This is a genomic window from Microbacterium neungamense, assembly GCF_024971095.1.
GTDB lineage: Bacteria > Actinomycetota > Actinomycetes > Actinomycetales > Microbacteriaceae > Microbacterium > Microbacterium neungamense.
The window spans coordinates 588,174-601,211 of record NZ_CP069717.1 but is presented as its reverse complement, the minus strand read 5'-3'; the positions used below and the strand labels follow the sequence as shown (position 1 = coordinate 601,211).

Below are 13,038 nucleotides of genomic sequence, written 5' to 3'. Positions count from 1 at the left end.
ATACCCGACCGAACCGGAGCCCCGATGTCGACGATGACCGGAACCGCCGCCGAGCTCGACCCCGCCGAGCGGCTGAGCCGCCCCGAGCTGGAGGCGCTGCAGCTGGAACGGCTGCAGTGGACCGTGCGACACGCGTACCAGAACGTCCCGCACTACCGCCGCGTGCTCGACGAGGCCGGGGTCTCCCCCGACGACATCCGCTCGCTCGCCGACGTGCGCCGCCTGCCGTTCACCACGAAGGAGGATCTGCGCCGCAGCTACCCGTTCGGCATGTTCGCCGTGCCGATGGCGCAGGTGCGCCGCATCCACGCATCCTCCGGCACGACCGGACGGCCCACCGTGGTCGGCTACACGCAGCGCGACCTGGACAACTGGGCCGATCTGATCGCCCGGTCGCTGCGCGCGTCCGGCATCCGTCCCGGCATGAAGGTTCACAACGCCTACGGGTACGGCCTGTTCACCGGCGGTCTCGGCGCCCACGCCGGCATCGAGCGGCTGGGTGCGACGGTGATCCCGGTCTCCGGCGGGCAGACGGCGCGGCAGGTGCAGCTGATCCAGGACTTCCAGCCCGACGCGATCCTGTGCACGCCCAGCTACCTGCCCACCATCGCGGACGCGATGGAGGCCGCCGGCGTCGACCCGACGTCCACCTCGCTCAAGGTCGCCGTGCTCGGCGCCGAGCCCTGGACGAACGAGATGCGCGCCGAACTGGAGCGGCGTCTGGCGATCGACGCGGTCGACATCTACGGGCTGAGCGAGGTGATGGGCCCGGGCGTGGGCAACGAGTGCGTGCAGACGAAGGACGGTCCGCACATCTGGGAGGACCACTTCCTGCCGGAGGTGATCGGCGAGGACGGGGAGCCGCTGCCGGACGGCGAGCTCGGCGAGCTGGTGTTCACCTCGCTCACCAAGGAGGCCTTCCCCGTGCTCCGCTACCGCACACGCGATCTCACCCGCCTCCTGCCCGGCACCGCGCGGCCGGCGATGCGGCGCATCGAGAAGATCACGGGACGCAACGACGACATGATCATCCTGCGCGGGGTGAACATCTTCCCGACCCAGATCGAGGAGCTGGTGCTCGGCATCGAGCAGCTCACCCCGCACTTCGTCATCGAGCTGAGCCGCGAGGGGCGGATGGATGCCATGACGGTGCGCATCGAGCGGCATCCGGCGCTGGACCGCGAGGTGTGCGAGGCGGCGGCCACCGTGCTGGCGCAGCGCATCAAGACGCACATCGGCTCGAGCGTCGCCGTCCGCGTCGAGGAGCCGGGCGCGCTGCCGCGCAGCGAGGGGAAGTACAAGCGGGTGTACGACCTGCGGCAGCAGCCGGCTCCGCGCGTCGCTCAGCGCAGGACGGCGGATGCGGCGGCGCGCGCGTCCGCCGCGGTCGCGGCCTCGAGCGCGGCGTCCGCGGCGGCCCGGCACTGCTCGGCCGTGACCGCCGCGAGCGCACGGGCGACGCGGCCGAGGGCGCGGGGCGTCATCGACAGGCTGGTGGCGCCGAGGCCGACGAGCACGGGCGCGAGCCGCGGATCGCCTCCCGCCTCCCCGCAGACGCCGACCGGGGCGCCGGCCGTCTGCCCGGCCGAGCCGATGGTCGCGATGAGGCGCAGCACGGCCGGCTGCCAGGGGTCGTTGAGCGCGCCGAGCGCGGGATGCTGCCGGTCGGCGGCCATGGCGTACTGGGCCAGGTCGTTCGTGCCGATGCTGACGAAGTCGACGACCTCGAGCAGCTCCTCCGCCATCAGCGCCGCGGCGGGCGTCTCGATCATCACCCCGACCCGTTCCAGCCCGGCGGCCCGCGCGGCGGCCGTGAAGTCCCGGGCCTCCTCGATGGTGGCGACCATGGGCGCCATCACCTCGACGTGCGCCTGCTCCTCGGCGGCGGCCAGGGCGAGCGCGCGGAGCTGGTCGTGCAGCAGGGCGGGGTTCCGCCAGGAGACGCGCAGTCCGCGCAGGCCGAGGGCCGGGTTCTCCTCGTGCTCCGGGGTCGCGAACGGCAGCGGCTTGTCGGAGCCGGCATCGAGCGTGCGGACGACGACCTTCCTGCCCGCGAACGGCGTGAGCACGCCGCGATAGGCGATCGTCTGCTCCTCGACCGTCGGCGCGGCGGCCCGGTCGAGGAAGCAGAACTCCGTGCGGAACAGCCCGATCCCCTGCGCCGCCGCCCCGGCGGCCTGCACCGCGTCGGCCGGGCCGCCGACGTTCGCCAGCAGCGGGAGCGGTGTGCCGTCGGCGAGGCGCCCGTCGCCGTCGAAGGCGCGGGCGTCCGCGGCGGCCCGTGCCGCGGCGAGCTCGTCCTCGGCCGGGTCCATGGTCACCGTTCCCGTCTCGCCGTCGACGAGCACGAGCGTGCCGTCCGGGATGCCGGCGGCTCCGGGCGCGGCGACCACCGCCGGCAGGCCGAGGGCACGGGCGATGATCGCGGTGTGCGAGGTCGGGCCGCCCTGCTCGGTCACCAGCGCGGCGCAGGCACTCCCTGCCAGCGCGGCGGTGTCGCTCGGGGCCAGGTCGGTCGCGACGAGCACGAACGGAGCCTCCCGCTCCGGCACCGAGGCCGGCTCCCGCCCGTGCAGCACGGCGACGATCCGGTTCCGGATGTCGCGCACGTCGGCGGCGCGCTCGGCCGTCCGCCCGCCCAGCCCGACGAGCGCCTCAGCCTGTGCAGACGCGGCCTCCCACACGGCACGTGCGGCGGAGAGGCCTTCCGTGCGCACCCGGGCGGCGGCATCGGCGACGAGGTCGGGGTCGGCGGCGAGGAGCCGGGTGGCGTCCAGGATCGCGCGGGTCTCGCCGGAGGCCGCCTCGGCGCGTGCCGCGAAGCCGGCGGCCACGGCGGCCGCCGCCGGGGCGATGCGGGCGGCCTCCGCCTCGCGCTCTGCGGCGAGGAGCGGATCGGCCGGCTCCGGCTCGGCGATCGCCGGGGACGGATGCGCCACGGGGGCGGCGGCGACCCCGGGGCTCACGCCGCGACCGCGCAGCACGGTTCCGGGTGGCAGGGCGGCGCCATCATCGGGCGCGGGGCTCTCTCCGGCATCCGCGTCATCGATCGGCGCGGCGGATGCCGGGATCTGCCGCGCGCGGGTGACGTCGCGATCCGGCCCGGGCCTCGCACGCGTTCCGCTGCCCTCCCCGCCGGCCCCCGCCGCGATCTCCTCGCCGAACCCGTCGGCGAACAGCGCGGCGATGCGCTCCACCGCCGCGTCGGCACCCGCCCCCGAGCCGCGCACCTGGACCTCGTCCCCGGCGCGCGCCCCGAGCGCCAGCAGGCGGGACAGGCTCGCCGCCCCCGCCTCCGGGCCCGCGGGCAGTCGTCGCAGGCGCACGTCGGCGCTGCCGGCGGCCTCGGCGATGAGCGCGGCCGGGCGGGCGTGGATGCCGAGCGCGTTGCGCACCCGGACCACCCGCACGGTCTCGGGCCCTGCCGGCGCGGCGATCGAGGCGCCCGCCGAGCCGGATGCCGCCGCGATGTCCTCCCCGAGATGGGCGGCCTTCGCCTGCAGTGCCGCCTCGGCCTCCGCGGCGACCGCCTCGAGCGGTGCGCCCGCCGACGCGGACACGGCCGCGGCGAGCATCCCCTCCACGAACGGCGCCGGCACCAGCCGCACCGGCACGTCGCTGCTGCGCAGCTCCAGGGCGAGCTCGGCGCTCATCACCGCCGACCCGAGGTCCATCAGCACCAGCACGCCGTCGCACCGCGCCGCCAGCTCGTCGATCGCAGCGGCGACGAGCACGGCGTCCGTGCCCAGGATCGGGCGGCCGTCGGCATCCGTCCCCGCCCCCGCCGCCACCCGCAGCGGGGCACCGTCGCCGGGGACCATCTGCAGGGCGAGCTCGCGCGCCGCCTCCGCGAGCCCCGCGCTGTGCGAGACGGCGACGATGCCGATCATCGCGCGGCGGCGGCGTCGGCGAGCGTCCGGAACAGCAGCGCGGTGGACGCCGCGCCGGGGTCGAGGTGACCGACGCTGCGGTCCCCGAGGTAGCTGGCGCGGCCCTTCCGCGCCACCAGCGGCTCGGTCGCATCCCGTCCGGATGCCGCGGCATCGGCCGCCGCGAGCGCCGCCTCCTTCAGGCCGGCGCCCTCGCCGATCGCGGCGTCGAGCGCGTCCAGGGCGGGCGCCATGGCGTCGACCATCGTCTTGTCGCCCGGCTCGGCCTTGCCGCGGGCGATGACGCCGTCCAAGCCGGCCCGCAGCGCGACCGCGAGCGCGGCGGCGTCCAGCTCGCCCACGCCGCCCGCAGTCGTTCCCGCGCGCAGGAAGAACGTGCCGTACAGCGGTCCGCTCGCGCCGCCGACCGAGCTCACCAGGGTCATCCCGACGGTCTTCAGCAGCTCGTCGATGGCCCCCGGCGTTCCGGCGTCGAGCTTCTCGGCGGCCGCGGCCATGCCCCTGGCCAGGTTCGCGCCGTGGTCGGCGTCGCCGATCGCGGAGTCCAGCTCGGTGAGCCAGTCCCGCTTCTCGGTGACGGTGTCGCGGAAGCGGCGGATCCAGTCGGCGAGCGCGGCGGTGTCGAGGGTGTCGGTCATGTCGGTGCTCCTTCTCGGCGGGTCGTCTCAGCGGATGGGTCGGAGAGATGCCGCGCGGGCCAGGTCACAGGCCCCAGCGCAGGCCCGGCGTGCGCACCGGCGCGTCCCACAGCCTCAGCAGCTCGTCGTCCGCCTTGAGCACGGTGAGCGAGCAGCCGGCCATGTCGAGCGAGGTGATGTAGTTCCCCACCAGGTTCCGGGCGATCCGCACCCCGGCGTTCTCGAGCAGCGCGGCCACCTCGCCGTACATCAGGTACAGCTCGATCAGCGGCGAGCCGCCCATGCCGTTCAGCATCACGATCGCAGGAGCTCCGGCGGCGTCCAGGTCGCCGAGGATCGGGTCGACGAGCTTCTGCGCGATCTCGTGCGCCGGGGCGAGCGGCTCGCGGTGACGTCCGGGTTCGCCGTGGATGCCGATGCCGATCTCCATCTGATCCTCGGGCAGGTCGAAGGTCGGCTTGCCGGCGGCGGGGACGGTGCAGCTGGTCAGGGCCATGCCCATCGAGCGGCCCTGCCCGTTGATGCGCTTCGCGAGTTCGACGACGGATGCCAGGTCGCGGCCCTCCTCCGCGGCGGCGCCGACGAGCTTCTCCAGCAGCACGGTGAGCCCGACGCCGCGACGGCCTGCGGTGTACAGCGAATCCTGCACGGCGACATCGTCGTCCACGACCACCGTGCCCACCTCGATGCCGTCCATCGCGGCGAGCTCGGCGGCCATCTCGAAGTTCATCACGTCGCCGGTGTAGTTCTTGACGATGTGCAGCACACCCGCGCCGCGGTCGACGGCCTTGGTGGCCGCCTGGACGCGGTCGGGCGTCGGCGAGGTGAACACCTGGCCGGCCACGGCGGCATCGAGCATCCCGTACCCGACGTAGCCGCCGTGCAGCGGCTCGTGCCCGGAGCCGCCGCCCGAGACCACGGCGACCTTGCCCTCGTCCTTCGGCGTGGCGCGGGTGATCACGTGCGTCTCGAGGTCGACGGACAGCTCGGGATGCGCCAGGCTCACCCCGCGCAGCGACTCTACGAGCACGTCCTCGGGGGCGTTGATGAGCTTCTTCATGGGTCGATCTCCTTCGATGACAGGGCGACGGACCGTCCCCCTGTCGAACATGGTCCGCGCCGCGGACGATGTCAACAGGGACCGCGATCCGCCCGCCGCGGCCCGCCGCGCTCTACCGTGGAAGGATGATCACACGCGAGCTCGCCCTCCAGCTGCGGGATGCCGGCCTCGTGTGGCATCCCGCCCCCGGCGACCGGTTCCAGCTCGACCTGCCGGACGAGGTCGAGCTGGAGGTGGAGGCCGACGTCTTCACAGTCAGCGAGATGACGATCGAGGCCCGCCGGACCCCGACCGGCACCATCCTCGCCTTCAACGGCACGACGGAGTGGGCCCTGGACTCGGTCACGCTGGCCGACGCGGTGTGGCTGCCTCAGGAGGAGCAGCTGCGCCGGCTGCTGGGCGGCACGTTCCGGGCGCTGCGCAGGCTCCGCGACTCCTTCGTCGTCGAGATCGAGGTCCTGGGCGACGACCTCCGCTTCGAGCATCCGGACCCCGCCGAGGCGTACGGCCTCGCCCTGCTCGCTCTGCTCCGCCGCGCGCAGTGACCCGCGGCCGGACCCGCGGACGGGCGCGGCGTCTCAGCGGTCGGTGGTGAAGGAGCGGCCGCGCACCTCGGCCACGATCTGCCCGGTCTCGTCGACCACGCGGATGTCGTAGAGCCCGGTCCGGCCCCGCCGCATCCGCCGCTCCGCCGTGGCCGTCAGCCGCTGCCCGGCCGTCGTCGAGGCGAGGAAGGCGATGTCCGCGCCCTGCGCCACGGTGATGCGGTCGTCCTCGTTGCAGGCGATCGCGAAGGCGGTGTCGGCGAGGGTGAAGACGAGACCGCCGTGCGTGATCCCGAAGCCGTTCAGCATGTCCTCGCGGACGGTCATCGACACCACGGCGCGGCCGGGCTCGTCCAGCTCCACGACCATGCCGAGCGCGGCGGATGCCCGGTCGGCGCGCAGCATGGGCCGCAGCTCCGGCGCCTCCGTCCCGATATCGGCGGAACGACCGTCCATCGGCACACCTCCCGTGCGTCTCCCGTGCGTCGAGCCGAGCGCCGCATCGCCCCGTGTGTGATGCTCGTGCGTCCTCGGCGGATGTGTGCAAGAATAACCTAACGATCGGTTAGTAAAGAAGTCCCGATTCGAGGAGTCGACGATGACGAGCCCCGCAGACCTCACGCTCGTGGCCGATGAGCCGGACGCCCAGGCTCGTTTCGACGAGCTCATCGCGCACGAGCAGCGCATCGAGCCGCGCGACTGGATGCCCGACGCGTACCGCAAGACGCTGATCCGGCAGATCTCCCAGCACGCGCATTCCGAGATCATCGGGATGCAGCCGGAGGGCAACTGGATCACCCGCGCTCCCAGCCTGAAGCGCAAGGCGATCCTGATGGCGAAGGTTCAGGACGAGGCCGGCCACGGGCTGTACCTCTATTCCGCCGCCCAGACGCTCGGCATCAGCCGCGAGGAGATGATGCAGCAGCTCCTCGCCGGCAAGGCGAAGTACTCCTCGATCTTCAACTACCCCACCCCGACCTGGGCGGACATGGGCGCGATCGGCTGGCTCGTGGACGGCGCCGCGATCTGCAACCAGGTGCCGCTCTGCCGCGCCTCGTACGGTCCGTACGGGCGTGCGATGGTGCGCATCTGCAAGGAGGAGTCGTTCCATCAGCGGCAGGGCTTCGAGATCCTGCTCACGCTGATGCAGGGCACCGACGAGCAGCGCGAGATGGCGCAGGACGCCGTGAACCGGTGGTACTGGCCGAGCCTGGCGATGTTCGGCCCGCCGGACGACCAGTCCCCCAACTCCGCCCAGTCCATGGCGTGGAAGATCAAGCGGTTCTCGAACGACGAGCTGCGTCAGCGCTTCGTCGGGATGCTGGTGCCGCAGGCGGAGATCCTCGGGGTCACGCTGCCGGACCCGGAGCTGCGCTGGGACGAGGAGGCCGGCCGCTGGCACATGGGCGAGATCGACTGGGACGAGTTCTACGAGGTGCTGCGCGGCAATGGCCCGTGCAACGCGGAGCGGCTGGAGCGCCGGCGCAGCGCGCACGAGGAGGGCGCCTGGGTGCGTGAGGCCGCCGCCGAGTACGCGCGGAAGCAGTCGCTGCGCGCGGAGGTGGCGTGATGCTCGAGGACACCTGGCCGCTGTGGGAGGTCTTCGTCCGCGCGAACCGCGGGCTCAGCCACGTGCACGTCGGTTCGCTGCACGCCCCGGATGCCGCGATGGCGGTGCGCAACGCCCGCGACCTGTACACCCGGCGCGGCGAGGGCGTCTCGATCTGGGTGGTGCCGGCGGATGCCATCACGACGAGCGATCCGGATGCCAAGGACGCGTTCTTCGAGAGCCCGGCGGGCAAGAACTACCGGCACGCCGTGTACTACACCGCGTCCGAGGGGGTGCCGCACCTGTGAGCACGCCCCGCCGCACCCCGGACGCCGAGCCTGTCGAAGCGTCCCCGCACGACGTCCACGTCTCCGTCGACGAGCTCCGGCTCGCCGAGGAGCTCGCCGGCGCCGGCGGCCGCGCCCCCTCGGCGGACGTCGCCGAGTACGCGCTCTGGCTCGGCGACGACGCGCTCATCCTGTCGCAGCAGCTCGGCGCCTGGATCTCCCGGGCCCCCGAGCTCGAGGAGGACGTCGCGCTCGCCAACATCGCCCTCGACCTGCTCGGGCACGCCCGCTCCCTGCTGCGCTACGCCGGCTCCTGGGACGGGCGCAGCGAGGACGACCTGGCCTACTTCCGCGACGAGCCGGAGTTCCGCAGCAGCTGGCTGGTCGAACAGCCCAACGGCGACTTCGCGCAGACCATCGCGCGGCAGTTCGCGGCATCCGCGTACATGTACGAGCTGTACTCCTCGCTGCGCTCCTCCACCGATGCGACCTTCGCCGCCATCGCCGCGAAGGCGGTGAAGGAGGTCGACTACCATCGCGACCACGCCGTGCAGTGGGTGCTCCGCCTCGCCGGCGGCACCGACGAGTCCCGGCGCCGGATCATCCGCGCCCTCGGCGACGTGTGGCCCTACGTGGACGAGCTGTTCCGCGACGAGCCGCTCATCGACCGGCTGGAGGGCGTCGCGGTGCGACCCTCCTCGCTGCGCTCCGGCTTCGACGCCGTCGTGGAGACCGTGTTCGCCGAGGCGGGCCTGGAGGCTCCCGCCGGCCCGGCGTCCTCGGCCGGCGGCCGGCGCGGGTCGCACGCCACCCCGTTCGGGCATCTGCTCGCCGAGATGCAGGTGCTCGCCCGACGGCATCCGGGGGCGACATGGTGACGCAGCACGCTCCCCACCGGACCGCGCGGGCGCAGGAGGCGCGCCGCATCGCGGCATCCGTCCTCGACCCCGAAGTGCCGGTCCTCACCATCGAGGATCTCGGCGTCCTCCGCGAGGTCGAGGTCACCGAGCGCGAGGGCCGAGAGCACGTGCGGGTCGACATCACGCCGACGTACAGCGGATGCCCGGCGATGGACGCGATCCGCGACGACATCGTGCTGGCGCTCACCGCTGCCGGGTTCGGCGACGTCGAGGTGCGGCTCGTGCTGTCCCCCGCCTGGACCACCGACTGGATGAGCGAGGAGGGCAGGCGCAAGCTCACCGAGTACGGCATCGCGCCGCCGACCGGGCGGGCCGCGCACCGGCAGGGCCCGATCCGCCTGGCGCTGAGCGTGCGCTGCCCGCGCTGCGGGTCGCTGGACACGCGGGAGGTGTCCCGCTTCGGCTCCACCTCGTGCAAGGCGCTCTACGAGTGCCGGGCGTGCCTGGAGCCGTTCGACCACTTCAAGGTGATCTGATGACGACGCTGTTCCGCGTGCCCGCCTCGGCGCCGGCGCGGCCGCCCCGTCTGCCGGCGCGCGAGGAGCGCCATCGCGCCCGCTTCCACACCCTCACCGTCTCGGACGTGCGCCGCCTGACCGACGACGCCATCGAGGTGACGTTCACGGTGCCGCCGGAGCTCGTGGACGAGTACCACTACCTGCCCGGCCAGTACGTCGCGCTGCGCGTGCACCTGGAGGGGGCGGAGGTGCGCCGGTCGTACTCGCTGTGCCGCCCGCCCGCCCCGGCGGCCGAGGGCGAGAGCACCACGCTCAGCGTCGCCGTCAAGCGCGACGAGGGCGGGCTGTTCTCGACCTGGGCGCAGACCGAGCTGACCCCGGGGTTCCGGATCGACGTGATGAGCCCGCAGGGGACGTTCACCTCCGGCCTGCAGGAGCTCGACGGCGCGCACGTGGCCGGCATCGCGGCCGGGTCCGGCATCACGCCGCTGATGTCGCTGGCGCACGACCTGCTCGCGGCATCCGACACCACCCGGTTCACGCTGCTGTACACGAACCGGTCGACCAGCGACGTGATGTTCCTGGAGGACCTCGCCGAGCTCAAGGACCGGTATCCGACGCGGCTCGTGCTGCACCACGTGCTGTCCCGCGAGCAGCGCACGGCGCCGGTGCTGTCGGGACGGATCGACGATGAGAAGCTACGCACGATCCTGCGCACCCTGATCCTGCCGTCGACCGTGGACGAGTGGTTCCTGTGCGGGCCGTTCGCGCTCGTCGACCTGTGCCGGGAGGTGCTGGCCGACTTCGGGGTACCGCGGGAGCACATCCGCTTCGAGCTGTTCACCACCGGCGACGCCCCGGCCGAGCGCGGTCCGCGCCCGGTGCAGGTGCGCCAGGGCGAGAAGACGCACCGCATCGAGATCCGCCTGGACGGTGTCTCCTCCACCGTGGAGAGCCCGGTCGATGCGCACGAGTCGGTGCTGAACGCCGCGCTGCGGGTGCGGCCGGATGCCCCGTTCGCCTGCTCGGGCGGGGTATGCGGCACGTGCCGTGCGCGCGTGCTGGAGGGCAGCGTGACGATGACCGAGAACTACGCCCTCGAGCCCGACGAGATCGAGCGCGGGTACGTGCTCACCTGCCAATCGCACCCCACCACCGACCGCCTCGTGGTGGACTACGACGTGTGACACGAGGGCTCGGGCCCTGGCGAGCCCGTCGAAGGGTCCCTGAGCCCGTCGAAGGGTCCCTGAGCCCGTCGAAGGGTCCCTGAGCCCGTCGAAGGGTCCCTGAGCCCGTCGAAGGGCACGGAAGGAGCATCCATGATCGATCTCGACATCGCGGACGACGTCGCGCACGTGACGCTGAACGCGCCTGCCAGGCTGAACGCCCTCGACGAGCAGGCGCTGCACGACCTCGGCCGCGCCTACGAGGCCGCAGCGGATGCCGGAGTGCGCGCGCTCGTGCTGCGCGGCGAGGGCCGGGCGTTCTGCGCGGGCCGCGACATATCGCAGGTCGACCCGCGTGACGACGACGTCATCGGCTACCTGGGCGGAGTGGTGACGCCGCTGCTGAAGCGGATGTCCGCCTTCCCCGCGCCGACCTTCGCCGTCGCGCACGGCGCCTGCCTCGGTGTCGGTCTCGGCCTGCTGATCGCGACCGACGTGGTGTACGTGGCCGAGTCGGCGAAGATCGGGTCGCCGTTCGCGGCGCTCGGGGCCACGCTCGACTCCGGCGGGCACGCGCTGTTCGTCGACCGGCTGGGCGCGCACCGCACGCTCGACCTCATCTACAGCGGCCGCCTGATGTCGGGCGCGGAGGCGGTGGCCGCCGGGCTCTTCTCCCGGTCCTTCCCGGACGACGAGGTGGGGCAGGCGACCGAGGAGGCCGCGCAGGCCGCCGCCCGGGGCGCGACCCGGGCGTTCCTGGCGAGCAAGGAGCTCGTCGCCCGCATCCGCGACGAGCGGCTCGCCCTCTGGGACGCCATCGACATCGAGAACGCCGCCCAGGCCGCGCTGTGCGACACGGACGACTACCGCGAGGGCTTCGCCGCCTTCCAGGAGAAGCGGCGGCCCCGGTTCCGCGGCCGCTGAGCCCGCACCCGGGTCCGATGGAGGGTCGGCCCGGTGTCGGCGGTGGGTGCGAGAATGCGGGGATGAAGCTCTCCGAGCTGGTCGCCACCGCCGACGAGGTCGCGGCGACGTCGTCGCGGCTGGCGAAGATCGACGCGCTCGCGCGGCTGCTCGCCCGTGCGGAACCCGGCGAGATCGCCGCGCTCACCGGGCTCCTCCTCGCCGCCCCGCGGCAGGGGCGGCTCGGCGTCGGCTGGCGCGGACTCACGGCCCTCGAGGCCGAGCATGCGGATGCCCCGTCGCTGACGATCGACGACGTGGACGGCGCTCTCGACCGCCTCGCGACGGCATCCGGGACCGGCTCCGCGGCCACGCGCACCGCGGTGCTGCGCGATCTCGCCTCGCGCGCGACGGCACCCGAGCGGGACTTCCTCGCCCGGGCGATGCTCGGCGAGATGCGCACCGGCGCCCTGTCCGGAGTGCTGCTCGACGCGATCGCGCGCGCCTCGGGGCACCCGGCGGCGACGGTCCGGCGCGCGGCCATGCTGTCGGGCGACCTCGGCGAGACGGCCGTCGTGGCGCTCACCGGCGCCGCCGGCGAGCTCGAGGAGGTCGGGCTCCGGGTCGGCCGCCCGGTGCTGCCGATGCTCGCCGCGACGGCGGCCACGCCGACCGCGGCGCTGGAGATCACCGGCCGGGCATCCGTGGAGTACAAGCTCGACGGCGCCCGCATCCAGGTGCACCGGCGCGGCGACGAGGTCGGCGTCTACACGCGCAGCCTCGCCGACATCACACACCGGGTCCCGGAGATCGTCGAGATCGTGCGCGGACTGCCCGCCCGCGAGCTGATCCTCGACGGCGAGACCCTGTCGCTGGACGAGGACGGCGGACCGCGTCCGTTCCAGGAGACCATGTCACGCTTCGGCGCCGAGGTGTCCCGTGAGCTGCTGCTGCGGCCGTGGTTCTTCGACGTGCTGCACGTCGACGGCCGCGACCTCATCGACGAGCCGCTCTCCGTCCGCCTCGCCGAGCTCGAACGCATCGCCGGCGAGTGGCGGATGCCCGGCGTCGTCACCGCCGATCCGGATGCCGCGGAGGAGCTGTCCCGCCGGGCCCTGGCCGCCGGGCACGAGGGCGTCGTCGTCAAGGCGCTCGACTCCCCCTACACCGCGGGACGGCGCGGCAAGTCCTGGGTGAAGGTGAAGCCCGTGCTCACCTACGACCTCATCGTGTTGGCCGCAGAGTGGGGGTCCGGCCGGCGGCGCGGGATGCTCTCCAACCTCCACCTCGGCGCGCGCGACCCGGACGGCGAGTTCGGCGAACCCGGCGGCTTCGTGATGGTCGGCAAGACGTTCAAGGGGCTCACCGATCAGCTGCTGCGCTGGCAGACCGAGACGTTCCCGCAGGCGGAGACGCATCGCACCGGCTACGCCGTGCACGTGCGCCCGGAGTTCGTGGTCGAGATCGCGGTCGACGGGGTGCAGCGGTCCCCGCGCTACCCGGGCGGGATCGCGCTGCGGTTCGCGCGCGTCAAGCGGTACCGGCCCGACAAGCAGCCCGCCGACGCCGACACCATCCAGACTCTGCGCGCCCTGCTGCGCGGGTGAGGGGCGCCGCCGGCG

12 protein-coding genes and 1 pseudogene are annotated in these 13,038 nt (G+C 73.5%); 9 read left to right on the top strand and 4 right to left on the bottom strand.

Annotated features, from left to right (window positions below; genetic code table 11):
- Positions 1-33: 33 nt before the first annotated feature.
- Positions 34-1,320, top strand: a pseudogene (paaK, locus tag JSY13_RS02860) (phenylacetate--CoA ligase PaaK); the annotation flags it as partial.
- Between the two features lie 23 nt (positions 1,321-1,343).
- Here paaK and ptsP read toward each other — a convergent pair.
- From ptsP to dhaK, 3 genes are all read right to left on the bottom strand, one after another.
- A complete protein-coding gene (gene ptsP / locus JSY13_RS02855) occupies positions 1,344-3,890 on the bottom strand; it encodes a phosphoenolpyruvate--protein phosphotransferase (RefSeq protein WP_259607512.1) in 2,547 nt (848 codons plus the stop codon).
- A complete protein-coding gene (gene dhaL / locus JSY13_RS02850; protein ID WP_259607510.1) occupies positions 3,887-4,528 on the bottom strand; it encodes a dihydroxyacetone kinase subunit DhaL in 642 nt (213 codons plus the stop codon). The genes ptsP and dhaL overlap by 4 nt, the downstream gene beginning before the upstream one ends.
- A 64-nt stretch (positions 4,529-4,592) precedes the next feature.
- On the bottom strand, positions 4,593-5,588 hold the full coding sequence (gene dhaK / locus JSY13_RS02845) for a dihydroxyacetone kinase subunit DhaK (RefSeq protein WP_259607508.1): 996 nt from the start codon (positions 5,586-5,588) through the stop codon (positions 4,593-4,595).
- 125 nt (positions 5,589-5,713) lie between these two features.
- On the opposite strand from dhaK, the gene JSY13_RS02840 reads away from it, so the two are divergent.
- Positions 5,714-6,133 carry a pilus assembly protein CpaE gene (locus JSY13_RS02840; protein WP_259607506.1) on the top strand — a complete coding sequence of 140 codons (420 nt, stop codon included), beginning with the start codon at positions 5,714-5,716 and terminating at the stop codon, positions 6,131-6,133.
- 33 nt (positions 6,134-6,166) lie between these two features.
- Here JSY13_RS02840 and paaI read toward each other — a convergent pair whose 3' ends face one another.
- Positions 6,167-6,589 carry a hydroxyphenylacetyl-CoA thioesterase PaaI gene (gene paaI, locus JSY13_RS02835; protein WP_259607504.1) on the bottom strand — a complete coding sequence of 141 codons (423 nt, stop codon included), beginning with the start codon at positions 6,587-6,589 and terminating at the stop codon, positions 6,167-6,169.
- A 142-nt stretch (positions 6,590-6,731) separates the two neighbouring features.
- On the opposite strand from paaI, the gene paaA reads away from it, so the two are divergent.
- The 7 genes from paaA to JSY13_RS02800 all read left to right on the top strand — a co-directional run bounded on the left by paaA (position 6,732) and on the right by JSY13_RS02800 (position 13,023).
- Positions 6,732-7,703 (top strand): 1,2-phenylacetyl-CoA epoxidase subunit PaaA, encoded by a 972-nt coding sequence (gene paaA / locus JSY13_RS02830; protein WP_259607503.1) that lies wholly within the window; start codon positions 6,732-6,734, stop codon positions 7,701-7,703.
- Positions 7,703-7,990 (top strand): 1,2-phenylacetyl-CoA epoxidase subunit PaaB, encoded by a 288-nt coding sequence (gene paaB / locus JSY13_RS02825; protein ID WP_259607502.1) that lies wholly within the window; start codon positions 7,703-7,705, stop codon positions 7,988-7,990. The genes paaA and paaB overlap by 1 nt, the downstream gene beginning before the upstream one ends.
- Complete coding sequence (gene paaC, locus JSY13_RS02820; protein WP_259607501.1) at positions 7,987-8,847, top strand: 1,2-phenylacetyl-CoA epoxidase subunit PaaC; 861 nt, start codon at positions 7,987-7,989, stop codon at positions 8,845-8,847. Before paaB ends, paaC begins: the two co-directional genes overlap by 4 nt.
- A complete protein-coding gene (gene paaD, locus JSY13_RS02815) occupies positions 8,841-9,365 on the top strand; it encodes a 1,2-phenylacetyl-CoA epoxidase subunit PaaD (RefSeq protein ID WP_259607499.1) in 525 nt (174 codons plus the stop codon). Before paaC ends, paaD begins: the two co-directional genes overlap by 7 nt.
- Positions 9,365-10,534: a 1,2-phenylacetyl-CoA epoxidase subunit PaaE gene (gene paaE, locus JSY13_RS02810; RefSeq protein WP_259607497.1), complete on the top strand. Its 1,170-nt coding sequence runs from the start codon at positions 9,365-9,367 to the stop codon at positions 10,532-10,534. Before paaD ends, paaE begins: the two co-directional genes overlap by 1 nt.
- A gap of 132 nt (positions 10,535-10,666) precedes the next feature.
- Positions 10,667-11,437, top strand: a complete 771-nt coding sequence (locus tag JSY13_RS02805; protein WP_259607495.1) for an enoyl-CoA hydratase/isomerase family protein — start codon at positions 10,667-10,669, stop codon at positions 11,435-11,437.
- A 62-nt stretch (positions 11,438-11,499) separates the two neighbouring features.
- Positions 11,500-13,023, top strand: a complete 1,524-nt coding sequence (locus tag JSY13_RS02800; protein WP_259607493.1) for an ATP-dependent DNA ligase — start codon at positions 11,500-11,502, stop codon at positions 13,021-13,023.
- Positions 13,024-13,038 lie beyond the last annotated feature (15 nt).